Annotated in this window: 18 protein-coding genes; 17 read left to right on the top strand and 1 reads right to left on the bottom strand. The window is 70.9% G+C overall.

Annotated elements, in window-relative coordinates; translation table 11 throughout:
• Window positions 1-6 precede the first annotated feature (6 nt).
• The 5 genes from ACFY8U_RS26990 to asnB all read left to right on the top strand — a co-directional run bounded on the left by ACFY8U_RS26990 (window position 7) and on the right by asnB (window position 5,768).
• Window positions 7-804: a thioesterase II family protein gene (locus tag ACFY8U_RS26990; RefSeq protein WP_389574600.1), complete on the top strand. Its 798-nt coding sequence runs from the start codon at window positions 7-9 to the stop codon at window positions 802-804.
• Between the two features lie 96 nt (window positions 805-900).
• On the top strand, window positions 901-1,518 hold the full coding sequence (locus ACFY8U_RS26985) for an MptD family putative ECF transporter S component (protein WP_389574597.1): 618 nt from the start codon (window positions 901-903) through the stop codon (window positions 1,516-1,518).
• Entirely contained in the window at window positions 1,515-2,222 is a 708-nt protein-coding gene (locus ACFY8U_RS26980; RefSeq protein ID WP_389574594.1) for an energy-coupling factor transporter transmembrane component T family protein, read from the top strand. Before ACFY8U_RS26985 ends, ACFY8U_RS26980 begins: the two co-directional genes overlap by 4 nt.
• On the top strand, window positions 2,219-3,712 hold the full coding sequence (locus ACFY8U_RS26975; protein WP_389574591.1) for an ABC transporter ATP-binding protein: 1,494 nt from the start codon (window positions 2,219-2,221) through the stop codon (window positions 3,710-3,712). Before ACFY8U_RS26980 ends, ACFY8U_RS26975 begins: the two co-directional genes overlap by 4 nt.
• Window positions 3,713-3,923: 211 nt before the next feature.
• A complete protein-coding gene (gene asnB, locus ACFY8U_RS26970) occupies window positions 3,924-5,768 on the top strand; it encodes an asparagine synthase (glutamine-hydrolyzing) (protein WP_389574589.1) in 1,845 nt (614 codons plus the stop codon).
• Between the two features lie 104 nt (window positions 5,769-5,872).
• Here asnB and ACFY8U_RS26965 read toward each other — a convergent pair whose 3' ends face one another.
• Window positions 5,873-7,138 (bottom strand): MFS transporter, encoded by a 1,266-nt coding sequence (locus tag ACFY8U_RS26965; protein ID WP_389574586.1) that lies wholly within the window; start codon window positions 7,136-7,138, stop codon window positions 5,873-5,875.
• 142 nt (window positions 7,139-7,280) lie between these two features.
• Here ACFY8U_RS26965 and ACFY8U_RS26960 point away from each other — a divergent pair, with 142 nt between their 5' ends.
• From ACFY8U_RS26960 to ACFY8U_RS26905, 12 genes are all read left to right on the top strand, one after another.
• The gene (locus tag ACFY8U_RS26960; RefSeq protein WP_389574583.1) at window positions 7,281-8,303 is read left to right on the top strand and encodes an ABC transporter substrate-binding protein; all 1,023 of its coding nucleotides are present in this window, start codon (window positions 7,281-7,283) and stop codon (window positions 8,301-8,303) included.
• The gene (locus tag ACFY8U_RS26955) at window positions 8,293-9,450 is read left to right on the top strand and encodes a FecCD family ABC transporter permease (RefSeq protein ID WP_389574580.1); all 1,158 of its coding nucleotides are present in this window, start codon (window positions 8,293-8,295) and stop codon (window positions 9,448-9,450) included. Before ACFY8U_RS26960 ends, ACFY8U_RS26955 begins: the two co-directional genes overlap by 11 nt.
• On the top strand, window positions 9,447-10,244 hold the full coding sequence (locus ACFY8U_RS26950) for an ABC transporter ATP-binding protein (protein ID WP_389574578.1): 798 nt from the start codon (window positions 9,447-9,449) through the stop codon (window positions 10,242-10,244). The genes ACFY8U_RS26955 and ACFY8U_RS26950 overlap by 4 nt, the downstream gene beginning before the upstream one ends.
• 11 nt (window positions 10,245-10,255) lie before the next feature.
• Window positions 10,256-11,134 carry a Rossmann-like domain-containing protein gene (locus tag ACFY8U_RS26945; protein WP_389574575.1) on the top strand — a complete coding sequence of 293 codons (879 nt, stop codon included), beginning with the start codon at window positions 10,256-10,258 and terminating at the stop codon, window positions 11,132-11,134.
• 77 nt (window positions 11,135-11,211) lie between these two features.
• Complete coding sequence (locus ACFY8U_RS26940) at window positions 11,212-12,162, top strand: GHMP kinase (protein ID WP_389574572.1); 951 nt, start codon at window positions 11,212-11,214, stop codon at window positions 12,160-12,162.
• Complete coding sequence (locus ACFY8U_RS26935; protein WP_389574569.1) at window positions 12,083-13,108, top strand: pyridoxal-phosphate dependent enzyme; 1,026 nt, start codon at window positions 12,083-12,085, stop codon at window positions 13,106-13,108. Before ACFY8U_RS26940 ends, ACFY8U_RS26935 begins: the two co-directional genes overlap by 80 nt.
• Before the next feature lie 83 nt (window positions 13,109-13,191).
• Entirely contained in the window at window positions 13,192-14,202 is a 1,011-nt protein-coding gene (locus ACFY8U_RS26930) for a LacI family DNA-binding transcriptional regulator (protein WP_361601979.1), read from the top strand.
• A 297-nt stretch (window positions 14,203-14,499) separates the two neighbouring features.
• Complete coding sequence (locus ACFY8U_RS26925) at window positions 14,500-17,868, top strand: CARDB domain-containing protein (RefSeq protein ID WP_389574566.1); 3,369 nt, start codon at window positions 14,500-14,502, stop codon at window positions 17,866-17,868.
• Window positions 17,869-17,979: 111 nt separating this feature from the next.
• Window positions 17,980-22,266 carry a discoidin domain-containing protein gene (locus ACFY8U_RS26920; RefSeq protein ID WP_389574563.1) on the top strand — a complete coding sequence of 1,429 codons (4,287 nt, stop codon included), beginning with the start codon at window positions 17,980-17,982 and terminating at the stop codon, window positions 22,264-22,266.
• Between the two features lie 381 nt (window positions 22,267-22,647).
• Window positions 22,648-24,063 (top strand): extracellular solute-binding protein, encoded by a 1,416-nt coding sequence (locus ACFY8U_RS26915; protein ID WP_389574560.1) that lies wholly within the window; start codon window positions 22,648-22,650, stop codon window positions 24,061-24,063.
• 88 nt (window positions 24,064-24,151) lie between these two features.
• A complete protein-coding gene (locus ACFY8U_RS26910; protein ID WP_389574557.1) occupies window positions 24,152-25,111 on the top strand; it encodes a carbohydrate ABC transporter permease in 960 nt (319 codons plus the stop codon).
• Between the two features lie 17 nt (window positions 25,112-25,128).
• Complete coding sequence (locus ACFY8U_RS26905; protein WP_389574554.1) at window positions 25,129-26,004, top strand: carbohydrate ABC transporter permease; 876 nt, start codon at window positions 25,129-25,131, stop codon at window positions 26,002-26,004.
• The last annotated feature ends 34 nt before the right edge of the window (window positions 26,005-26,038 follow it).

Raw genomic sequence — 26,038 nt, 5'->3', positions numbered from 1 at the left:
GCCGACATGCCCGATCCTGCGACGCACGACCGTCACCTCGGCGCGTTCCGCCGGCTCACGCCGCGGCCGTACGCCCGAGCCCGCGTGCTGCTGTTCCCGCACGGCGGCGGCAGCGCGAGCTACTACCGCGCGTGGGCCGCGGCGGCGCCCTGGGACGTCGAGTTCCTCGCCGCGCAGTACGCCGGCCGGGAGGACCGGTACTCCGATCCGATACCGGCGGATCTGCACGGCGTCGCCGAGGCCCTCGCGGCCGATCTGACGGCCGACGGCCCCCGGCTTCCGACGGTTCTGTTCGGGCACAGCATGGGCGCCGTCGTCGCCTACGAGGTCGCCCTGCGCCTCGCGGCGGCCGGCGAACCTCCCACCCGGCTGATCGTGTCGGGTCACCCCGCCCCGGCGCTGACCCGGCGTGGCCGGGTCCATCTCGGCACCGACGAGGAACTGGTCGAGGAGCTGCGCCGCACCGATGCGACGCACCGCGACATCCTCGACAACGCCGAACTCGTCCAGGCGTTCCTGCCCGTCATCCGGGCCGACTACCGGCTGAGCGAGACCTATCGGCCCGTCCCGAGCCTCGCGCTGCGCTGCCCGGTCGAGGTGCTGTACGGCGACGCCGACCCCGAGATCCACGACTGGGAGGCCGAGGGCTGGCGCGAGGTGACCGACGGCGGGTGTGCGCTGCGCACCTTCGAAGGCGGCCACTTCTATCTGGAGGAGCACCGCGACGCGGTCGTCGAACTCCTGACGGCGCAGGCACGTGCGGCGTCCGAGGAAGCGGCGGTCCCGTGGCCCTCCGCGCCGTGACCGCACCGGCTGATACCTGAGCTGCCGTTCGCCTTCCCCATGGCCGGAGGGCGGCTCACCCTCTTGTTTCTGCCACCGAGACGAGGACAGGACACCGTGACCGCCGACGTCACCGATCATCACCGCATAGATGTCCGGATGAGCCCCAAGGACCTGATCAACATCGGAGTCTTCAGCGCCCTCTACATCGTGACGGTGGGCGTGTTCAACCTGCTCGAGTTCATCAGCCCGGTGATGACTCTGGTCACGAGTGCGGCCAGCATCGTCGCGGCCGGAGTGCCGTTCATGCTGTTCCTCACCCGGGTGAGGCACGCCGGGATGGTGACCGTGCTCGCCGTCATCGTCACCGGCTTCATGCTGCTGATCGGGAGCCCGCCCGTCACCCTCCTCGTCGGCGTGGTGGCGGCGCTGGTCGCCGAGGTACTGCTGTGGGCGGGCCGGTACCGCTCGCGGTATCTCGGAGTGCTCGGCTACGCCGTGTTCAGCACCTGGTTCGCCGGGCTGTTCCTGCCGATGCTCTACGCTCGCGAGGACTTCCTGTCCAGCCCGTACATGGAGGCGATGGACAGCGACTACGTCGCGCGGCTGGACGACCTGCTGTCACCGGCCGTGCTGATCGCCTTCGACGTGTCCACGCTGGTGTTCGGCCTGATGGGCGGGGTGCTGGGGCTGCGGCTCCTGGACAAGCACTTCCGCAAAGCCGGTTTGGCATGAGCGGATCCCGCTCTCGGTCGCTCGACCCGCGTACGGCCGTGGCGGTCCTGCTGGCCGCGAGCATCACCATCATGGCCCCCGGCGGCATGTGGTTCGTTCCGGCGTCACTGGCCGCCGGTGTGCTGCTCGCGGTCTCCGAGCGGGCCTGGACACGCGCGCTCGGACTGCCGGCGGCCGCGGCGGCCGCCGCCGCGGTGGCCTATCTGCTGCCCCTGGCCGCACCGTGGCCGCTGCTCGGACTGATCGGCGTCATGGGCGAGTTCACGCTGCGCCTGGTCGCGGTGGGCGGCATCGCCGCCCACCTGATCCGGACCATTCCGCCGACCCGGTTCACCGCCGCTCTGCGGGCCATGCGGGTGCCGGAGGCCTTCACCGTGTCCGGGGCGGTGATGCTGCGCTTCGTGCCCACCATCGTCGCCGAGGCGCGCGCCGTGCGCGACGCCATGAGGCTGCGCGGGCTCGGCGGCATGACGGCCATGCTGCGACACCCCCTGCTCAGCATCGAGTACTTCACGGTGCCGCTCATGGCGTCGAGCCTGCGCTCGGCGGAGGACCTCTCGGCGTCGGCACTGCTGCGCGGGCTGGGGTCGCAGCCCTGGCCGACAGCGATGCACCCGCCGCGGTTCGGCCGCGCCGACGCGGTCGCCGTCCTCGCCGTGGCGCTGTTGACGGCGGCCACGCTCTGGTGGAGGTCCGGGCGGTGATCGAGCTCAAGAACGTCCGGTGGACGTACAAGGGCGGCGACACCGCCGTACTGGACGGGCTGGACCTGCACATCCGGCGCGGTGAGACGGTGGTGGTGTGCGGACCCAGCGGCTCGGGCAAGAGTTCGGCGCTGCGGGTGATGAACGGCCTCGTCCCGCACTTCCACGACGGCACTCTTCAGGGCGAGATCCGGGTCGACGGCGAACCGATCACCGATCTCGCCCAGGTGGGGCGGGTGACGGGCACTATCCTGCAACAGCCCCGACGCCAGTTCTTCACCGACGCCATCGACACCGAACTGGCCTTCGCGCTGGAGAACTTCGGCACGCCGCCCCCACGGATCGGCGAGCGGGTCGCCGAGGTCGTCGCCGACTTCGGACTGGCCGAACTCGACGGCAGGCTGCGAGAGCTGTCCGGCGGTCAGCAGCAGCGGGTGGCGTGCGCGGCGGCCGTCACCCACGGCCCGCCGGTGCTGCTGCTCGACGAACCGACCTCCAACCTGTCCCCGCAGGGCATCGCGGATCTCACCACGATTCTGGGGCACCTCAGGGAACGAGGTACGACCCTCGTCATCGCCGAGCACCGGCTGCACTACCTCCGCGACATCGCCGACCGGATCGTCGTCCTCCGTGACGGGCGCGTCCGGAGGGAATGGACCAGAGCCGAAATCCCCGGACTGACCGAGGAGATGCTGCGCGACGAGGGGCTGCGCAGCCTCGACACCCCCACGAGGTCCCGCCTGCCTCAGGCCTGCGCGCACGGACCGAGCGTCGAGGCGGGGCAGAACCGGCCGCGGGACGCGACGCCGGTGGCCCCTCGGCACCGCGCGGGCGGGTACCACGACGCCGACGCGACGGCGACCGGACCCTACGAACCGGGCAGCGGCGTGACCCTGCGCGGCATCCGGTGCACGTTCCGCGGGCGACCCGTGCTGGACATCGCGGAAGCCCATCTGCCCGGCGGAGCCATCACCGCCGTCACCGGCGCGAACGGCGCCGGCAAGACCACTCTGGCCCGCATCCTCGCCGGGCTGCAGCGCCACGCCGGCCAGGTGCTCCACGACGGTCGACCGCTGTCCCGCTCACAGCGGCAGCGCGAGTCCGTGATCGTCATGCAGGACGTGGAGCGACAGCTCTTCACCGACAGCGTCACCGCCGAGCTGCGCCTCGGAGCCCTTCCGGAGCAGGCGGATCACGCCGCCGCGGTGCTCGCCGATCTCGACCTGGACGCCTTCGGCGACCGGCATCCCCTGTCGCTGTCCGGCGGCCAGCAGCAGCGCCTGGTCGTCGCCACGGCGCGCCTGAGCGGCCGCCGTATCGTCATCTTCGACGAGCCCAGCTCAGGTGTCGACCGCCGACACCTGAGATCAATGACCGCCGCGATGCGCGATGTCGCCGCGGCGGGTGCCGTGACCGTCCTCATCAGCCACGACGCCGATCTCCTCGACCTCGCCGCGGACCAGGAACTGTGCCTCCGTCCCATCCCCTGACTTTCCGTCGGGCCGACGAGCGGGGAATGTGCATTTCTCATACAAGGACGGGTGGAGCGAACATTGTCGGGCCAGGAATCGCATTGCTACGCTCCCGCGGCGAGGGAGAACAAGCGTCGCCGTGGATGTTCATTTTCCGCCCGGCCTGCGTCAGCTGCACTTCGAATTGCATGAGAAATGCACGGAACCGTATGGGAAATGGGGTTGTGGAATGTGTGGTATCGCAGGATGGGTTTCGTTCGACTCCGACCTGACGCGCCGGGGCGACACCCTGGACGCGATGACCGAGACCATGGCGTGCCGCGGGCCGGACGGCAGCGGCACGTACCTGCGCACTCATGCCGGACTGGGACACCGCCGCCTCGCCGTCATCGACCTGGCCGGCGGGGCCCAGCCGATGAGCGTGACCACCCCTGCCGGTGACATAGCCATCGTGTATTCCGGCGAGGCCTACAACTTCCAGGAACTGCGGAAGGGGCTCGCGTCGCGGGGGCACACCTTCCGGACGGACAGTGACACCGAGGTCGTTCTCCGCGCCTACCTCGAGTGGGGCGAGAGCCTGGTCGATCACCTGGAGGGCATGTACGCGTTCGCGATATGGGACGAGCGCGAGCAGAAGCTCGTACTCGTACGCGACCGCATGGGCATCAAGCCGCTCTACTACCACCCGACGCCCGACGGCGTGCTCTTCGGCTCCGAACCGAAGGCGATCCTGGCCCACCCGGCGGTGCGCCCCGCCGTCGACACGGACGGACTGCGGGAGCTGTTCGCGCAGACCAAAACCCCGGGCTGGGCGCTGTACAAGGGCATGCACGACATGCTGCCGGGCACGCTCGTCAGCGTGGACCGCAGGGGACTGCGGCAGCGCACGTACTGGAGCCTGCGCGCGGTCGAGCACACCGACGGCCGTGACGAGACCATCGCCCGTACGCGGGACATGCTCACCGGGATCGTCGGCCGGCAGCTGATCTCGGACGTGCCCCAGTGCGCCCTGCTCTCCGGCGGACTGGACTCCAGCGCCATCACCGGCCTCGCGGCCGAGCAGCTCGCCCTGCGTGGCGACAGGCTCCGTACCTTCTCCGTGGACTTCGCCGGCCAGGAGGAGAACTTCGTCCCCGACGAGATGCGCGAGACCCCGGACTCGCCGTTCGTCCGCGATGTCGCGGCGCACGTGCGGTCCGCGCACCACGACGTGGTCCTGAACCCCGCCGAGATCTCGGACCCCGCGGTACGGCGTGCGACCGTCGGCGCGCGGGACATTCCGAACGGCTTCGGGGACCTGGACAGCTCGCTCTACCTGCTGTTCAAGGCGATCCGGGAACAGTCGACGGTGGCTCTGTCCGGGGAGTCGGCCGACGAGGTGTTCGGCGGGTACCCCTGGTTCCACATCGAGGCGGCGCGCCACGCCGACACGTTCCCCTGGATGATGTTCATCCCCCCGATGAGCCTGGCCGCGCGGACCGACCACATCGAGCCCGGTCTGCGGAAACAGCTCGACGTGGGGACCTACACCGCCGACCAGTACGCGACGGCACTCGCCGAGGTCGAGCACCTCGACGGCGAGTCCGCGCAGGACCGGCAGATGCGCTCCATGTGCCATCTGCACCTGACGCGGTTCGTGCGCACGCTCCTCGACCGCAAGGACCGGCTGTCGATGGCGGTCGGGCTCGAGGTCCGGGTCCCCTTCTGCGATCACCGACTCGTCGAGTACGTCTACAACACCCCCTGGGCGCTGAAGACGTTCGACGGGCGGGAGAAGAGCCTGCTGCGCCAGGCCGCGGCCCATGTGCTGCCGCAGTCGGTGGTGGAGCGGGTCAAGAGCCCGTACCCGTCGCCGCAGAACCCTGGATACGCGGCGCATCTGCAGCAGCAGGTCAAGGAGTTGGTCGCGGAGCCGGACGCCCCGGTGTTCGCCCTGGTCGACAGGGCGTGGGCGCAGCAGGTCGTGGCGCAGGACCCGGCGGCCATGCCGGTGGCCGTACGGGCCGGCCTGGAGCGGGTGCTCGACCTGCACACCTGGATGGAGCTGCGAGCACCCGAGCTCCAGCTGGACTGACCACCCCGCCCCGGGCGGCCGGCCTCTCCGACGTACGGGTCGGAGAGGCCGGCCGCGTGTGCGGTGTATCACCGGCGCATCCGCCGGTACGGCAAGGGAGTTCGTCAGCCGGTCGTGGGCGGGGGCGTGGTGCGGCCGAAGTGGCGGGCCGTGGGCACCACGGCCGCCGCGGCCGGGACCAGGAAGCAGGCGGCGGCGCAGGCGGCGAGGACCGGGGTGATCCCGAAGAGGTCGATCGCCGGGGCGATCAGTGCCAGGCCGATCGGCGCCAGGCCGTAGGAGACCAGAAAGTCCAGCGACGAGACACGGGCCAGCTTGTCCGGGGCGACCTCGCGCTGAGTGGCCGTGAACCAGGGGACGTTGAACAGCTCGATCCCGATGCCGGCCACGGCGTACGCGGCGACCACGACGAGCGGGTGGACGGGCAGCATCAGGCTCAGGGGTGCGACGCCGTACGTCGCCAGGCCGGCGAAGGCGGCCCAGCCCTGGGAGCGCGGGCGCCAACGGGCGATCACCAGGGCGCCGCCGAGGGCGCCCAGCGTGTACGCGGTCATGGCCGCGGCCAGCACCCACTCGGTGCCGTAGCGGTCCCGGCTGATCAGGGGGAGCGCGACGCTCGTGGCGGAGTAGCCGAGGGCGATGACGGCGACCAGGGCGCCGAGACCGGCGAGGAACCAGGGGTGGCGGCGCGCCTCCCGTATGCCCTCCATGAAGTCGGAGCGGAAGTTCAGGCCCCCTGCCTCCGCAACGGTATGCGCGTTCGTCGCCGCGCCCTTGCCCGGGACCAGTGCGGCGACCAGCCAGAGCAGGCCGATGCCGAGCAGCAGGGTTCCGACGTCGAGGAACGCCGCGAGCAGCGCGGTCAGGGCGGGCCCGGCGAGGGTGGAACTCCGTACCGCCATGGTCATGGCGGCGTTCGCCTGCTGACGGCGCTCGGGGTCGACGATCTCGGCGGTCAGCGCCTGGAACGCCGGGCGGCAGGCCCCCTGTCCGGCTCCTGCCAGCGCCGCGGCGGCCGTCATCAGCACGAGTGAGCGGCCGAGGCCCGCGGCGAGGAGGGGCGCGGCGGCCGCGGCCGCGAGGGCGGACCAGAGGACCACCGCGCGCCGGGAGTGCCGGTCGGCCAGCACGCCGCCAATGGCGACCGCGGCGAGGAATCCGGCGGTGCGGGCGGCGAGGACCAGGCCGAGCCCGGCCGCGCCGAGATCGCGGTGGAGTACGGCGAGTCCGAGGACGAAGGGCAGGGCCCAGGTCGCGAGGCCGGAGGCGGTGGTGCCCGCCCAGAGGCGCAGGAACGCGGGGTCGCGGAGGACCGAACGCGGGGGCGGGACGGCGGACTTGGGGGCCGTCGGTGTGGGTGTGGTGGCCATGCGTGGCTGCTCCTGGGGATCGCGTGCGGTGCGGCGGGCCGCACCCGGAGGTGGTTAATGAAAATGATTGTCGTTACAGTACCCTCTTGAACGCGGCACTCCTGCCCGGTGCAGCGCCCTGCCCCCTCAGACCGGAGAACCCATGCGCCAACCCGCCCGTCTCGGCATCGCCCTGACCCTCGCCCTCGCCACCGCGGGCTGCTCCACGGCAGCCGGCGGCGGCTCCGACGCGGCCAGCGAGCCCACCGCCCGGACGGCGTCCGTCACCAGCTGCGGCCGCACGGTGTCCTTCGCCGAGCCGCCGCGACGCACCGTCGCCCTGGACCAGACCTCGACCGAGACCCTCCTCGAACTCGGACTCCAGGACCGGATGGCGGGCACCGCCAACCTCAAGACGAAGATCCCCGCCCGGTACGAGGCCGCGTACGCCACGGTTCCGGTCATCGCCCCGAAGATCGCCACGGGCGAGCAACTGCGGGCCGCCACACCCGACTTCGTCGTCGGCGGCTCCGCCGACCTCTTCACCGCGGACCGGGCCGGCACCCGCGAGGAGCTGGACGCCCTCAAGGTCCCCACCTTCGTCAGCGCCGTGGACTGCCCGCGCCAGAACCCGGCCGGCACGACCCCCTTCGAGCTGCTCTTCTCCGACTACGAGAAGCTCGGCACGGTCTTCGGGGCCGAGGAGCGGGCCGGAAAGCTCGCGGCCGACCAGCGCGCCGCCGTCGCCAAGGCGGGGGAGAGCGCCTCCAGGGCTCCCCGGGGCGCGGACCGGCCGACCGTCGTCTACCTCTACTCCGTCTTCAACGGCATGCCGTACGTGGCCGGCGGGACCGGTCTGCCCAGCGAGATGAGCCGGATCGTCGGCGCGAAGAACGCGTTCGACGACGTCGACGAGGACTGGCCGGAGGTCTCCTGGGAGGAAGTCGCCGAGCGCGACCCGGACTTCATCGTGATCGGCGATCTGTCCGAGCGCGGCCGGCCCGGCGACAGCGCCGCCGAGAAGCGCGCCACGATGACCGGGCACCCCGTGATCTCGAAGCTGGCCGCGGTCCGCGACGACAAGATCCTCACCGTGCCGGGCATCGAACTGGACCCGTCCGTACGCTCCGTACACGCCCTCGGGCTGCTGGCCCAGGGCATGAAGGACCTAGGGTATGTCCGCTGAACCGGTCGACGCCAGGAGAGGGCCGGTCGATCCACTGCTTCCGGCCGCCCGCGGGGTCTCCGTCGCCACAGGGCCCCTGCGCGTCGAGAGGTCCGGCGCGTCCGGCGCGAGCGGCGCGTCCGGCGCGGGTGGGCGCTCCGGCGCCTTCCGGGCGGTCCTGCTGCTCCTCGGCGCCGGCGCCCTCGTCGGCTCGGTCGCGGCCGCCGTACGCATCGGCACCGCCGACGTGGGCTGGACGGACCTCGCCCGGGTCCTCGGCGCCCGTCTCGGCCTGGACGTCAGCCCCCTGCCCCCGCTGGTGGACTCCCTCGTCTGGGACCTGCGCCTGCCACGCGTGCTGATGGCCGCCCTCGTCGGCGCCTCGCTCGCCGTGTGCGGCGCGGTGCTCCAGGCGGTCACCCGTAACGCGCTCGCCGACCCCTACCTGCTCGGCGTCTCCTCCGGTGCGTCGGCGGGAGCCGTCACCGTCGTCGTCCTCGGGATCGGCGCGGGCGCGCTCGGGGTCACCGGCGGTGCGCTCGCCGGCGCGCTGCTCGCCTTCGGGCTGCTGCTCCTCCTGCTGCGGCGCACCGGACTCGACTCCGTACGCATCGTCCTCACCGGTGTGGTGGTCGGCCAGCTGTTCACCGCGCTGACCTCGCTCGTCCTGATGGCCTCGGCGGACGCGGACACCACGCGGGCCGTCACCCACTGGCTGCTGGGCTCCATGGCGCCGGCCCGCTGGGACACGGTCGTGGTCTGCGCGATCGTCGCCCCGCTGGGCCTCGCGGTCGCGTGGCTCTGCTCGCAGGCCCTGGACGGACTCGCCTTCGGCACCGACACCGCCGCCTCGCTCGGCATCGGCGTACGGCGCACAAGGATGCTGCTGCTCGTGGTCACGGCCGCGCTGACCGCGGTCGCGGTGGCCACCGTCGGCGCCATCGGCTTCGTCGGCCTGATCGTCCCGCACGGGGTGCGGTTCCTCGTCGGACCGCTGCACCGGGTCCTGCTTCCGTACGCGGCGCTCGCCGGCGCGGTGTTCCTGGTGTGGACGGACACGCTCGCGCGGATCGCCTTCGCACCCCGCGAGGTCCCCGTGGGCGTGATCACCGCCCTGCTCGGCGTACCGCTCTTCCTCCTGGTCCTGCGCAAGCGGGGTGAGCTGTGAGGATCACCGCCGAGAGACTGAGCTGGTCGGTGGGCGGTACCACGGTCGTACGCGACGTCAGCGCGGAGATCGCCCCCGGTGAGACGGTCGGACTGCTCGGGCCCAACGGCTCGGGCAAGTCCTCGCTGCTGCGCTGCCTGGCAGGGCTGCGGGCCCCCGACACGGGCACGGTCCGCTACGACGGCGAGTCCGTACGGGACTGGAGCGCGCGCCGGATCGCCCGCCAGGTCGCCTTCGTCGCACAGGACTCGGGCGCCGACAGCGATCTGCGCGTCGCCGACGTGGTGGGCCTGGGGCGCACCCCGTTCCGGGACCGCTGGCGCGGGCCGGACGCCACCGACCGGGCGGTGGTCGCCGCCGCACTGGACCGTGTGGGGCTCACCGCACTCGCCGGCCGCTCCTGGAAGGCGCTGTCGGGCGGCGAGCGGCAGCGCGCCCACCTGGCCCGCGCCCTGGCGCAACAGCCGTACGCGCTCCTGCTCGACGAGCCCACCAACCACCTCGACGTCCGGCACCAGCTGGAACTGATGGAGCTGCTGTCCGGCACCGAGCGGACCGTCCTGGTCGCGCTGCACGACCTGTCGCTCGCCGCCCGCCACTGCGACCGGCTGCTGCTTCTGCACCACGGCCGCCTCGTCGCCTCCGGCACCCCCGCAGCGGTCCTGACCGCCGAGCGGCTCGCCGAGGTCTTCGAGGTGGACGCCGAACTCACCACCGACGCGCTGGGACATCCGGCCGTCACCTACCGCGGGCCGCTCCCGGCCGTGGCACCCGTGGCCGAACCCGCCCTGTGAAAAGGAACCCCATGACCCTGACCCCCGCCCCTTCCACCCCCGTCCTCTCCACCCCCGCCCCCTCCACCCCCGTCCTCTCCGTCGACTCGCTCGTCGAGGCGGTCCTGGCCGGCGAGCACGGCCCGCTCCCCTCCGAACTCGTCGCGACCAGCGTGTTCTGGCTCCACCACGGCACCCGCCTGGCCGGCGGCGACACCACGTACCTCAACCAGTACGTCCTGGTCCGCCTCGGCGGCTCCTTCGGCGGGTGCGCCTTCGAGGCAGGCGAGATCGACGCGTCGGTCTGCCGCGACTTCTCCGGCACCCCGCTCGACGCCCTGCTGCGCGAGGCCCCGCGCCCGCTCCGGATCGCCGCCCTCGACGCGTACCTCTCCGAGACGCGCCCGCACCGCGTGGCCGGGGAGGCGGGCGACGCCGAGGCCGTGACCCTGCCCGCCGGTACCCCCGAGGTCCGCGCCGCGGCCCGCGACGCGGCCGTCGCAGGACTCCTCGACATCGAGAAGGGGGCGAAGATCGGCCTCATCGGCGTCGTCAATCCGCTGGTCGCGGCGATCCGCGAGCGCGGCGGCGAACCGCTGCCCTGCGACTTCAACCTCAGAGCCACCCAGTGGGGCGACCCCGTCACGGACGACATGCACGAGGTGCTGGAGCGTGCCGAGGCCGTCGTCGCCACCGGAATGACCCTGAGCAACGGCTCGTTCGACACCGTCCTGGCACGCTGCCGGGCCCGGGGCATCCCGCTGATCGTCTACGCACAGACCGGCAGCGCCGTCGCCCGCGCCTTCCTCGGCTCGGGCGTGACCGCCCTGTCCGCGGAACCGTTCCCCTTCTCCCAGTTCAGCGCCGAGGAGACGGCCCTGTACCGCTACCGGGCTGTGGGCGGCGCGTGATCCCCACCGCGCGCCGGGGCGCACGCCGTACCGGTACCGGGTACGCCCCTTGCCACCACGGCGAGATCCTCCAGGGGGTGTTCCTCGACGGCGAGGGGCGCCGGTGCGCCGGACTTGTCACTCTGCCCCTGGCCGGCCCGGGCAGCCGCGCCGTGTTCGTCCGCCGCCCCGGCACCGCGCCCGACGCGCTCACCGTCGTGCCCGCCGACCGCACGAAGGCCGCGCACGCCGCGGTCCTCGCGGTCGCGGAGTGCGCGGAGCTGGCCGGACTGCCGCCCTGCGGTGGGGCGTTGCGGCTCACGGGGGACATCCCGGTGGGCCTGGGCATGGGCAGCTCCACCAGCGACGTGATCGCCGCCGTGCGCGCGGTCGCCGACGCGTACGGGCTGCGTGGCCTCGCCGCCGAGACGGTCGCCCGGCTCGCCGTACGCGCCGAACTCGCCAGCGATCCGCTGATGTGGGACGGCCGCGCGGTGCTCTTCGCCCAGCGGGAGGGCCGGGTCCTGGAGGTCCTGGGCCCGGCCCTCCCGCCCCTGGTCGTCGTGGGTTGCGCACTCGGCGGGGGCGCGCCCGTCGACACCCTCGCGCTGCCCGTACGGGAGGCCGGCGACGCCGACATCCGGGAGTACGAGCGGCTGCGTGCCCTGCTGCGCCGGGCGGTGGCCACCGGTGACGCCCGCCTCCTCGGGGAGGTTGCCACCGCCAGCGCCCGGCGCGGCCAAGAGGTGCTCGAGCACCCGGAGTTCGACGCGCTGACCGCCATCGCCCGGAGGGTCGGGGCGGCGGGCGTGCAGATCGCGCACAGCGGCGCGGTGGCGGGCGTGCTCCTCGACCCCGCCGCGCCGGGCCTGCGCCACCGCGTGCGCCGATGCCTTCGCGCCCTGGACGCCCACGGCATCCCCGCCACCCGCACCTTCACGACCGCCCCCACCACCAAGGAGACGCCCCATGGACCAGCACATCGCGGAGGCGATCGGCCGGCCGGATCTGATACGCCTCGACGACCGGCTCGTCTGCCTGCGCTTTGAGACGATGAAGGTGGTCTCCGCCCTCGCCGCGGTGCGCCACCTGCTCGACACCGGAGTCGTACGCCGCGGGGACACCCTCCTCGACAGCTCCAGCGGCATCTACGCGTACGCGCTCGCCCTGGCCTGTCACCGGCACGGCATGCGCTGCCACATCGTCGGCTCGACGACGGTCGACCACACGCTGCGCACCCAACTCGCCGTCCTCGGAGCGACGCTGGAGCAGATGGAGCCGTGCAGCGACCTCAAGCTCGATCAGAAGCGGCGGGTGGAGCGGATCCACGAGATCCTCGCCGCACACCCCGAGTACCACTGGATGCGGCAGTACCACGACGACATCCACTACCTGGGCTACCGCGCGATCGCCGACCGCGTCCGGGAGGCGACCGGCGCGGACGGGCTCACCGTCGTCGGCGGGGTCGGCTCGGGCGCCTCCACCGGCGCCCTCGCCCGCTACCTGCGCGAGGGCCCCGACGGGCGCGCGCCGGCCGACGTCGAACTCGTCGGTGTCCAGCCGTACGGCAGCGTCACCTTCGGCGCCGAGCACGTCTCCGACCCGGAGATCATCATCGCCGGGATCGGCAGCTCCATCCCCTTCGGCAACGTCACGCACGAGCTGTACGACACCCTGCACTGGATCTCCTTCGACGCGGCCCTCGCGGGCAGCGTCGACCTCCTGCGCCGCCACGCGGTCTTCGCGGGCCTGTCGACCGGCGCCGCCTACCTCGCCGCCCGCCACGAACGCGAGCGCGCCCCCGAGCGGACGGTCCTCTTCATCGCCGCCGACACGGGCCACCGCTACGTCGACACGGTCTTCGCCCGCCACACCGAGGCAGCCCCCCTCGCAGCTCTCACCCCCCAGGACGTCCAGAACCAGGGCGAGCTGACCCTGCCCTGGTCCCGCATGCACTGGAACCGAACGCCGACGGCGTCCGCCGTGGGCTCGTAGACCTCTCGGACGCGCGCCTGCGGTGCTCTCGGCCCCATCGGGCGACGCAACAAACTTGCGCGCCTTGCGATAGTCTTGCGCTCATGACGCGACGACTTGCTCAAGTGGCCAAGAAGGTGGGAGTCAGCGAGGCCACGGTCAGCCGTGTGCTCAATGGCAAGCCCGGTGTCTCCGAGGCCACGCGGCAGTCCGTCCTCACAGCGCTCGACGTGCTCGGCTACGAGCGGCCCACGCAGCTGCGCGGCGAGCGCGCGCGGCTCGTCGGGCTTGTCCTGCCGGAACTGCAGAACCCCATCTTCCCCGCGTTCGCCGAGGTGATCGGTGGTGCGCTCGCACAGCAGGGGCTGACCCCCGTGCTCTGTACGCAGACCAAGGGGGGTGTCTCCGAGGCCGATTACGTGGAGCTCCTCCTCCAGCAGCAGGTGTCCGGCGTCGTCTTCGCCGGCGGGCTGTTCGCGCAGGCGGACGCGCCGCACGACCACTACCACCAGCTGGCGGAGCGCAACATCCCGGTCGTCCTCATCAACGCCTCCATCGCCGGGCTCAACTTCCCCTGCGTCTCGTGCGACGACGCCGTCGCCGTCGAGCAGGCGTGGCGCCACCTGGCCTCGCTCGGGCACGAGCGGATCGGTCTCGTTCTCGGCCCCAGTGACCACGTCCCGTCGCGGCGCAAGCTCGAAGCGGCCCGGGCGGCCGCCGAGGCGGCGGGCGCGACGCTGCCGGACGAGCACGTCGTGCGGTCGATCTTCTCGCTCGAGGGAGGCCAGGCCGCCGCCACCCGCCTCCTGGAGCGCGGCGTCACCGGCATCGTGTGCGCCAGCGACCCGCTCGCCCTGGGGGCGATCAGGGCCGCGCGCCGGCGCGGGCTCTCCGTTCCGTCGCAGGTGTCGGTCGTCGGCTTCGACGACTCCGCCTTCATGAACTGCACCGAGCCGCCGCTCTCCACGGTCCGCCAGCCCATCGAGGCGATGGGCCGCGCGGCGGTCGAGCTGCTCTGCGCCCAGATCCAGGGCACCCAGACCGACCCGGGCGAGCTCCTCTTCGAGCCCGAACTCGTCGTACGCGGCTCCACCGCGCCGCCGCCCCTCGGCTGACCCTCACTCCTTCGTCGTTCCCCGGCTCCGGCGCCGGGGAGGCCTCACCGCCTCCCCGGTGCCGGAGCCGTTTCTCGTTGACCTGCCGGGATGTGACGACCCGTCCGCCGGTTCTGCCACGGCTGTTGACAAAGCGGTGACCTGATAGAAACCTGACACCCCGGCGGCGCAAAAGATTAACGAAAATGCTCAATAAGTCTGTATCTCGCCGTCATTCATTGTCAGAGCTCCGCTGGGTTCCTGGCGAGTGTCCCTGTGTCGGCGCCGAGCCGCGGCCCAGCAGACGGAGAGGCCCATATGAGAGGCAACATCCTGAGCTGGCGGTTGACGGTCGGCATGCTGATAGCCGGACTGGTCGCCGTGGGGCTCCTGCCCGTCCACGCGTACGCCGCGGCGGCCGGGCCCAACCTGGCGCTCGGCAGAACGGTGACCGCCGGCGGCGCCCACGGCGCGTACCCGGCGGGCAACGTCACCGACGGAAGCCAGCAGTCCTACTGGGAGGGTCCGGCAGGATCGTTCCTCCAGTGGGTGCAGATCGACCTCGGCGCGAGCACCCGTGTGGACGACGTCGTCCTGAAGCTCCCCACCACCTGGGAGGCACGCTCGCAGACCGTCGGCGTCCTCGGCAGCAGCGACGGCAGCTCCTTCACCACCCTCGCCGCCGCCCAGCCCCGCGCGTTCGACCCGGCCAGGGCGAACACCGTGAGCATCGCCCTCACCTCCGCCACCACCCGGTACGTACGGATCCAGGTGACGGCGAACTCCGGCTGGAACGCCGCCCAGCTCTCCGAGGTGGAGATCCACGGCGAGGGCGGCCCGGTCGACCCTCCGGTCGAGGGGACCAACCTCGCGCGCAACAAGCCGATCGAGGCGTCCTCGGCGACCCAGACCTACGTCGCCGCCCACGCCAACGACGACAACACCGGCACCTACTGGGAGTCCGCGGGCTTCCCGTCCACCCTGACGGTGAAACTCGGCGCGAGCGCCGACGTCCGGGCCGTGGTGGTCAAGCTCAACCCCGACCAGGTGTGGGGGCCCAGAACACAGTCGATCGAGGTCCTCGGGCGTGAGCAGTCGGCCTCCGGCTTCACCTCGCTCAAGGCCCGCGCCGACTACGCGTTCAGCCCCGCCGCCGGTCAGAACTCCGTCACGATCCCGGTGACCGGACGGTACGCGGATCTGCGCCTCGCCTTCTTCTCCAACACCGGCGCCCCCGGCGGCCAGGTCGCGGAGTTCCAGGTCGTCGGAGCGGCCGCACCCAACCCCGACCTCACCGTGACCGACCTGGCGTGGACCCCCTCCTCCCCGTCGGAGACGGACACGGTGACGGTCAACGCCACCGTACGCAACGCCGGCACCGCCCCGGCGGCCGCGACCACCGTCCAGGTCAGCCTGGAGGGCGCCGTCGCCGGTTCCGCCCCGGTCGCCGCGCTCGCCGCCGGCGCCTCGGCGACCGTCCCGGTCACGGTGGGCAAGCGCCCCTTGGGCTCGTACACCGTCTCGGCCGTGGTCGACCCGGCCGGCACCGTCGCGGAGCAGGACGACACCAACAACAGCCGGACGGCGACGGCGAAACTGGTCGTCGGCCAGAGCCCCGGCCCCGATCTGCGGGTCACCGGGATCGCCACCAACCCGGCCAGCCCCGCCGTCGGCTCGGCCGTCACCTTCACCGTGACGGTCCACAACCGTGGCACCACCGGCGCTCCGGCCGGCACGGTCACCCGCCTGACGGCCGGATCGACCACCCTGAACGGCACCGCGGGCGCGATCGCCGCCGGTCAGACGGTCACCGTCCCGATCTCAGGAACCTGGACGGCGACCAGCGGCGGCGCCACCCTCACCGCGACCGCCGACGCCACCGGCACCGTCACCGAGACCGACGAGAACAACAACGTCTTCACCCGTTCCCTCGTCGTCGGACGCGGCGCGGCCGTCCCGTACACCGAGTACGAGGCGGAGGACGCCCGCTACGAGGGCACGCTGCTCACCGCCGACCAGAAACGGACGTTCGGTCACACCAACTTCGCCACCGAGTCCTCCGGCCGCAAGTCGGTGCGCCTGAACTCCCAGGGCCAGTACGTCGAGTTCACCTCGACCAACCCGTCCAACTCGATCGTGGTGCGCAACTCCGTCCCCGACTCCTCCGCCGGCGGCGGGGCGGACGCGACGATCAGCCTGTACGCGGACGGCGTCTTCGTCCGCAAGCTGACCCTGTCGTCCAAGCACAGCTGGCTCTACGGCACCACCGACGACCCCGAGGGGCTCACCAACCGCCCCGGCGGTGACGCGCGACGGCTCTTCGACGAGTCGCACGCGCTGCTGGCGCAGACCTACCCCGTGGGCACGAAGTTCCGGCTCCAGCGCGACGCCGGCGACTCGGCGGCCTTCTACGTCATCGACCTGATCGACCTGGAGCAGGTCGCGCCCCCGGCCGCCAAGCCGGCGAACTGCGTCTCCATCACCGAGTACGGCGCCGTCCCCAACGACGGCATCGACGACACCGACGCCCTCCAGCGCGCGGTGACCGCCGACCAGAACGGTCAGATCCCCTGCGTCTGGATCCCCGCCGGGCAGTGGCGCCAGGAGCAGAAGATCCTCACCGACGACCCGCTCAACCGGGGGCAGTTCAACCAGGTCGGCATCAGGGACGTCACGATCCGCGGTGCGGGCATGTGGCACTCCCAGCTGTACACGCTGACCCCGCCGCACCAGGCGGGCGGCATCAACCACCCGCACGAGGGCAACTTCGGCTTCGACATCGACCACAACACACAGATCTCCGACATCGCCATCTTCGGGTCGGGCCAGATCCGCGGCGGTGACGGCAACGCCGAGGGCGGCGTCGGCCTCAACGGCCGCTTCGGCAAGGGCACCCAGATCAGCAACGTCTGGATCGAGCACGCCAACGTCGGCGTCTGGGCCGGCCGGGACTACTCCAACATCCCCGAGCTCTGGGGCCCCGGCGACGGTCTCGAGTTCACCGGCATGCGGATCCGCAACACATACGCCGACGGCATCAACTTCGCCAACGGCACCCGTAACTCGACCGTCTTCGACTCGTCCTTCCGCAACACCGGCGACGACGCGCTGGCCGTCTGGGCCAGCAAGTACGTCAAGGACACCTCGGTGGACATCGGATCCAACAACCACTTCCGCAACAACACCATCCAACTGCCGTGGCGCGCCAACGGCATCGCGGTCTACGGCGGCTTCGGCAACACCATCGAGAACAACATCATCTCGGACACCATGAACTACCCCGGGATCATGCTGGCGACCGACCACGACCCGCTGCCCTTCTCCGGGCAGACGCTGATCGCCAACAACGCCCTGCACCGCACCGGCGGCGCGTTCTGGAACGAGGACCAGGAGTTCGGCGCGATCACACTCTTCGCGCAGGGCCAGCCGATCCCGGGCGTCACCATCCGGGACACCGACATCCTCGACTCGACGTACGACGGCATCCAGTTCAAGACGGGTGGCGGCGAGATGCCGGACGTGAAGATCACCAACGTCCGCATCGACAAGTCGAACAACGGCTCCGGGATCCTCGCGATGAGCGGGGCGCGCGGCAGCGCGACGCTGACGAACGTGACCATCACCGACTCGGCCGAGGGCGACGTCCTCGTCGAGCCCGGCTCGCAGTTCGTCGTCAACAGGAACTGATCCTCACGCCACACCCCCCTGCGGCGGCCCCGTACCGACGGGGCCGCCGCCCCTGAGCCGTGCCTCGCCGCCGGTCGGGCGCGAGGCCGAGATCGAGGACTGAGAGGACAGATGAGCATCTCCGACTGGAGACCACGGTTCCTGAGCGCCGTGGTCGCGACCAGCCTCCTGACCCTGGGCGGTCCGCTGATGACCGCCCAGGCCGCCGGCGGCCCCAACATCGCCCTCGGTGACACCGCGGCGGCGAGCAGCGCCGTCGCCGAGTACGGCGCCGCGAACATCACCGACGGCAACCAGGGCTCGTACTGGCAGAGCGCCGGCAGCAGCCTGCCGCAATGGGTCCAGGCCGACCTCGGCACCACGGAACGCGTGGACGAGGTGGTCCTGAAGCTGCCCGCCGGCTGGGAGAGCCGTCACCAGACGCTCTCCGTCCAGGGCAGCGCCGACGGCACGAGCTTCGCCACCCTGAAGAACTCCGCCACCTACACCTTCAGCCCGGGCGCGGCCAACACGGTCACCGTGAGCTTCCCCGCCACCCAGGCGCGGTTCGTCCGCGTCCACATCACCGCCAACACCGGCTGGCAGGCCGCCCAGCTCTCCGAGCTGGAGGTGCACGCCGCCGACGGGTCGTCCGTGAACCTCGCGAGCGGCCGCACCCTGACCGCCAGCAGCCACACCCAGGTGTACGCGGCGGGCAACGCCAACGACGGCAACCGGGCCACGTACTGGGAGAGCACCAACAACGCCCTCCCGCAGTGGATCCAGGCCGACCTGGGCTCAGCCGTCCGTGTCGACAGGGTGGTCCTGCGGCTCCCCTCCGGCTGGGAGGCACGCAGCCAGACCCTGAAGATCCAGGGCAGCACCAACGGCACAGCCTTCACCGACCTGACCGCCTCCCGGGCGTACACCTTCGACGCCGCGGCCGGGCATTCCGCGACGATCACCTTCGACGCGGCCACCACCCGGTACGTACGCGTCCTGGTCACCGCGAACAGCGTCCAGGCCGCCGGACAGCTCTCCGAGCTGGAGGTCTACGGCCCGCAGACCGGCGACACCCAGGCCCCGTCGGCACCCGCGAACCTCGCCCTCACCCAGCCCGCCACCGACCAGATCAGGCTCACCTGGAACGCGGCCACCGACAACGTCGGCGTGACGGGCTACGACATCTACGCCAACGGCGCCCTGCTGACCAGCGTCGGCGGGGGCGTCACGACCTTCACCGACACCCGGCCGGCGAACCAGACGGTCACCTACCTCGTCCGGGCCAAGGACGCCGCCGGCAACCAGTCCGCCGACAGCAACAGCGTGACGCGCACCGGTGACACCGGGGACACCCAGGCACCGACCGCGCCGACGAACCTCGCCCTCACCGAACCGGGCGCCGGTCAGATCCGACTGACCTGGAACGCCTCCTCCGACAACACCGGCGTCACCGGTTACGACATCTACGCCGACAACACGCTCCGCGGCAGCGTCGCCGGCAACGTCACCACCTACACCGACACGCAGCCGGCCTCCGCCACCGTCACCTACCACGTCCGCGCCAAGGACGCGGCAGGCAACCGGTCGGCGAACAGCAACGCCGTGACCCGCGACGGTACGGGCGGTACGGGCTCCGACCTCGCGGTCGGCAAGGCGATCGCCGCCTCCTCCACGGTGCACACCTACACCGCGGCGAACGCCAACGACAACAACGTCGCGACCTACTGGGAGGGCGCGGGCGGCAGCTACCCGCAGACCCTCACCGTGAAGCTGGGCTCCAACGCCGACGTGGACCGCCTCGTCCTCAAGCTCAACCCGGACGCGGCCTGGGCCACCCGGAGCCAGACCGTCGAGGTCCTCGGCCGCGAGCAGAGCGCCTCCGGCTTCGGCAGCCTCGTCGCGGCGAAGAGCTACGCGTTCAACCCGGCGAGCGCCAACACCGTGACGATCCCCCTCTCTGCCCGGGTCGCGGACGTGCAGCTGAAGTTCACCGCAAACACCGGTGCTCCGGCAGGCCAGCTGGCCGAGTTCCAGGTCATCGGTGTCCCGGCGCCCAACCCGGACCTGGAGGTCACCGCCCTCACCGCCTCGCCCACCTCCCCGGTCGAGTCGGACCCGATCACGGTGAGCGCGACCATCCGCAACAGCGGTCCGGCCGCCGCACCCGCCTCGGCCGTCGCGCTGCGCCTCGGCGGTACCAAGGTGGCCACCGCACAGGTCGGGGCGCTGGCCGCCGGCGCCCAGACCACCGCCAGCGCCTCCATCGGCGCCCGCGACGCCGGTTCGTACCAGCTGAGCGCCGTCGCCGACGAGCCGAACACGGTCATCGAGCAGAACGAGTCCAACAACGCCTTCACCAGCCCCACCGCCCTGGTGGTCAGGCCGGTCTCCAGCTCCGACCTGGTCGCGTCCGCCGTGACGACCTCGCCGTCCAGCCCCGCGGCCGGTGACGCCGTCACCTTCAAGGTGGCCGTGAAGAACCAGGGCACCGTGGCGAGCGCGTCGGGCAGCCACGGCGTCACACTCACCCTGGCCGACTCCACCGGTGCCACGGTCAGGACGCTGACCGGGGCGCACGCCGGAGCCATCGCGGCGGGGGCCACGGCCGAGGTGGGTCTCGGATCCTGGACCGCGGTCAACGGCTCGTACACCGTGAAGGTCGTCCTCGCCGACGACGCCAACGAACTGCCGGTCAAGCGGGCGAACAACACCTCCACGCAGCCGCTGTTCGTCGGTCGCGGCGCGAACATGCCGTACGACATGTACGAGGCCGAGGACGGGAACGCCGGGGGAGGCGCCCAGGTCGTCGGCCCGAACCGGACCGTCGGCGACATCGCGGGCGAGGCCTCGGGCCGCAGGGCCGTGAACCTGGACGCGACGGGTGAGTACGTCGAGTTCACCACCCGCGCGGACACCAACACCCTAGTGACCCGCTTCTCGATCCCGGACTCCCCGGGCGGCGGCGGCATCGACGCGACGATCAACGTCTACGTCGACGGCGTCTTCAAGAAGGCGCTCCCGCTGACCTCGAAGTACGCGTGGCTGTACGGCGCCGAGACCTCGCCCGGCAACTCCCCGGGCGCGGGCGCCCCGCGCCACATCTACGACGAGGCGCACCTCATGCTGGGTGAGACGGTGCGGGCGGGCAGCAGGATCAGGCTGCAGAAGGACGCCGCCAACAGCCACACGTACGCGATCGACTTCGTGAACCTGGAGCAGGTCGCGCCGGTCGCCAACCCGGACCCGGCGACGTACACGGTCCCCGCCGGGCTCACCCACCAGGACGTCCAGAACGCGCTCGACCGGGTACGGATGGACACGACGGGCACTCTCGTCGGCGTCTACCTGCCGCCGGGCGACTACCAGACGTCGAGCAAGTTCCAGGTGTACGGCAAGGCCGTGAAGGTCGTCGGCGCCGGGCCCTGGTACACGAAGTTCCACGCACCCGCCACGCAGGACAACACCGACGTCGGCTTCCGGGCCGAGGCCGCGGCGAAGGGGTCGCTCTTCAAGGGCTTCGCGTACTTCGGCAACTACACCTCGCGGATCGACGGTCCGGGCAAGGTGTTCGACTTCGCCAACGTCTCCGACATCGTGATCGACGACATCTGGAACGAGCACATGGTGTGCCTGTACTGGGGCGCCAACACCGACCGGATCACGATTCGGAACTCCAGGATCCGCAACATGTTCGCCGACGGCATCAACATGACCAACGGGTCGACGGACAACCTCGTGACCAACAACGACGCCCGCGCCACCGGCGACGACAGCTTCGCGCTCTTCTCCGCGATCGACGCGGGCGGCGCGGACATGAAGAACAACGTCTACGAGAACCTGACCTCGACGCTCACCTGGCGGGCCGCGGGGGTCGCGGTCTACGGCGGCTACAACAACATCTTCCGCAACATCCACATCGCGGACACGCTGGTCTACTCCGGGATCACGATCTCCTCGCTGGACTTCGGCTATCCGATGAACGGCTTCGGCACCGATCCCACGACCTTCGAGAACATCTCGATCGTCCGGGCCGGCGGGCACTTCTGGGGAGCGCAGACCTTCCCGGGCATCTGGGTGTTCTCCGCCTCCAAGGTCTTCCAGGGGATCAGGGTCAACCACGTCGACATCGTCGACCCGACGTACAGCGGAGTGATGTTCCAGACCAACTACGTCGGTGGACAGCCACAGTTCCCGATCAAGGACACCGTGTTCACGGACATCTCGATCACGGGGGCGCGCAAGAGCGGGGACGCCTTCGACGCGAAGTCGGGCTTCGGCCTCTGGGCCAACGAGATGCCGGAGTCCGGGCAGGGGCCGGCCGTGGGGGAGGTGACCTTCAACGGCCTGAAGCTGAGCGGCAACGCGGTGGACATCCGTAACACCACGTCCACCTTCAAGATCAACGTCAACCCCTGACGGGGCCCGCGACACCCCGGGCGACAGCCCGGCGAGGTCGGTGCAGGCGGCTTGCGGCTGCTTGCACCGGCCTTGCGTGCGTTGTGGCTGCTGGGGCGCGGCAGCGGTCCGGCGGTGAAGGCACCCGGCCATAGGGCCTGTCGAAGTGCCCTCGAGGCCACCTCGGGCCTCCAGGGGCCCTGTTGGGCCCCCTCGGGCGGTCCGCCTCGTCTGCTTCGTAAGTCAGGATCCCCGCAGTCCTTCTTTTCTCTGTCAGGCAATTACGAAATCAGCGCGATATCTTGCGTTCACTTGTTGAGGGTGGTTGAGTGTGGCGCGCCCCACAACGCACCGGCGGTGGGGCGACGCGACCTCCACGTTCATGCCCGAAGGGGACCACCCATGAGAAGTGCCCGGTTCCGCCGTACGCGCCGCGCCAGCGCGGTCACCCTCGTCTCCGCGCTCACGCTGACCGCGCTCGCCGCCTGCGGCACGAGCAGCAGCAACAACGGCAGCGGCGGTTCCGAGGGCGGTGGTTCGTCCGATCCCTCCGCCCCGCTGGACCCGAAGACGAAGGTGACGATCACCATCGACTGCATGCCCCCGGCGGCGAAGGCGGCCGAGCTCAAGCAGTGGAAGGCCGACGTCGCCGCCTTCAACGCGACGTACCCCAACGTCACGATCGAGGGCCGCTCCACCCCCGGCCAGTGCCTGGAACCGCCCCGCTTCACCGCGATGCTCAAGGCGAAGTCCCAGCCGGACGTCTTCTACACCTACTTCACCGACCTGCCGCAGGTCCTCGACAACGACGGTGCCGCCGACATCACCGCCTACGTCAACGACACGTCCGTCCCGCTCCTCAAGAACATCGACCCGAACGTCCTCGGCTCGCTCAAGAAGGACGGCAAGTTGTACGGCCTGCCCACCAGCAACTACACGATGGGCCTGCTCATCAACCGCAAGCTCTTCCAGCAGGCCGGCCTCGACCCCGACGCCCCGCCGCGCACCTGGGACGAGGTCCGTGCCGCCGCCAAGAAGATCGCGGGACTGGGCCAGGGCATCGCCGGGTTCGGCGAGTACAGCGCGGGCAACACCGGCGGCTGGCACTTCACCGCGCAGATGTACAGCGTGGGCGGTGACGTCGTCGACGCGAGCGGCACGAAGGCCGCCTTCAACAACGAGCTCGGCAAGCAGGTCGCGAAGAACCTCCACGCCATGCGCTGGGAGGACGACAGCATGGGCAAGACCCAGCTGCTCAAGTGGGGCGACCTGCAGAAGCAGATCGCGACCGACAAGCTCGGCATGTTCCTCGCGGCGCCGGACGACATCGCGTACATGGTCCAGCAACTCGGTGCGAAGTACGAGAACTTCGGCATGGGGCCGATCCCCGGCGAGAAGGCCACCCTGGCCGGCGGCAACAACTACATGATCAAGCAGGGCATATCCGGCGACAAGATCAAGGCCGCGGTCGCCTGGCTCAACTTCAAGAACCTCACCGTCGGCAAGGGCCAGTTCGACTGGGCGCGCAGCAAGCAGGACGGCCTGCCCGTCGGCGTACCGCAGCCCAACTTCTGGCTGAACGACTCCAAGGCCCAGGACGACGCGGCCCGGGTGGAGCACGCCACCATGCCGGTCGCCAACTTCAAGACCTTCATGGACAACCCCGTCGCCGGCAAGGCGGAGCCGCCGAAGGCGCAGGAGGTCTACAAGGTCCTCGACAACGTGATGTCCGGCCTCCTCACCAACAAGGACGCCGACATCGACAAGCTGCTCGCCACCGCCGAGACGCAGGTGAACCAGGTCCTCGCCAACCAGTGACGGGACCGGCGGCGGGGGCGGACCGTCCAGCCGTCCCCGCCCCGCCCACGGACGTCAACCCGGCAGACCAGCACCAAGGAGCGACGAGATGTCGGCCCCCAGCCTGACCCCGAGCACAGCGGCCTCCCGCCGCCCCTCACCGCCGTACGAGACGGATCCCACGCCGCCCACCGGCCGGTTCGCCAGGAATCTGAAGCGCAACCTCACCGCCCACGGATTCCTCATCGGCGCGGTCGTCTGCTTCGCGGTGTTCTCCTGGTATCCCATGGTCAGGGAGTTCCTCCTCGCCTTCCAGAAGACCGAGAGCGGCCAGACCACCTGGGTCGGCCTCGACAACCTCACCACCGTCTTCAACGACCCGGCGTTCTGGCAGGCGTGGCGCAACACGCTCCTGTTCACCGCCCTCGCCCTGGTCTTCGGCTTCGCCGTCCCCTTCGTCGTCGCCCTCGTCATCAACGAGTTCCACCACGGGCAGGGCTACCTCCGACTGCTCGTCTACCTGCCCGTGATGCTGCCGCCGGTCGCCTCGGTCCTCCTCTTCAAGTACCTGTACGACCCCGGCTACGGCCTGCTCAACGAACTCTTCCGCTTCCTCCACCTGCCCGAGCAGCAGTGGCTCCAGGACCCCGATCTGTCCATGCTGTCCGTGGTCATCGCCTCGACCTGGATGAACATGGGCGGTGCGGCCCTCATCTACCTCGCCGCGCTCCAGAGCATCCCCGGCGAGCTGTACGAGGCGGCCGAACTCGACGGCGCCGGCCTGTTCCGCAAGATCTGGCACGTCACCATCCCGCAGACCCGGCTCATCCTGTCCCTGATGCTGCTCATGCAGATCATCGCCACCATGCAGGTCTTCGTCGAGCCGTTCCTGCTCACCGGCGGCGCCGGCCCCGAGGGCTCCACCACGACCGTCGTCTACCTCATCTACCAGTACGCCTTCAACTTCAACAACTACGGTGCCGCGGCGGCGCTCGGGCTGCTCCTGCTCGTACTCCTGGCCGGATTCTCGGCCGCGTACGTGAAGCTCAGCCGCGCCGAGGACGAGTAGGACCGGGGGAGACCAGCATGTCCACACGCACACTCATCTCGCCGGCGCAGCTCGCCCGCCCCCGCGGCAAGGCCCTCTACTGGACGGTCTTCGCCGTGGTCGTCGGAGGCTTCACCCTGGCGTTCCTCGGCCCGCTGTACTGGATGGTGTCCAGCGGCTTCAAGGACGCCCAGGAAGTGATCCAGACACCACCGACGCTGGTGCCCGGGACCTTCGAACCGGCGAACTACACGCGCGCGTGGGAGGTCATGGACCTCGCCACCCTGCTGTTCAACACCCTCTACTACGCGTTCGGAGCGCTCGCCTTCCAGCTCGTCCTCGACGTCGCGGCCGCCTACTCGCTCTCCCGACTGCGGCCCGTTCTCGGCAAGGCGATCCTCGGCCTGATGCTGGCGACCCTGATGATCCCGGCGACCGTCCTCGTCGTCCCGCAGTACCTCACGGTCCTCGACGTGCCGATCGTGGAGCGCAACCTCCTGAACACGCCCTGGGCGATCTGGCTCCCGTCCGTCACCAACGCCTTCAACATCTTCCTTCTCAAGCGGTTCTTCGACTCGATCCCGAGGGAGCTGCTCGACGCCGCGTCGATGGACGGGGCCTCGCCGACGCGGATCCTGTGGTCGATCGTGCTCCCCATCTCGCGGCCGATCCTCGGCGTGGTGTCGATCTTCGCCGTCGTGGGCGTCTGGAAGGACTTCCTCTGGCCGATGCTCACACTCCCCGACCCCGCGATGCAGACGCTCAACGTCGGTATCTACTCGCTCTCCAACGGCGTGCCGGTGAACGTGCTGATCGCGGCGCTCACGATCGCCTCGGTGCCGACCCTGCTCATCTTCCTGGTCTTCCAGCGCAACATCATGAGCGGTCTCACGGCGGGCGGCCTCAAGGGCTGACCCGCCCGCGCGGCCGCCGGCACCGGGGGACGGC

The sequence above is a fragment of the Streptomyces sp. NPDC012508 genome (assembly GCF_042902595.1).
Lineage (GTDB): Bacteria > Actinomycetota > Actinomycetes > Streptomycetales > Streptomycetaceae > Streptomyces.
This window is presented reverse-complemented; position numbering and strand designations above follow the sequence as displayed.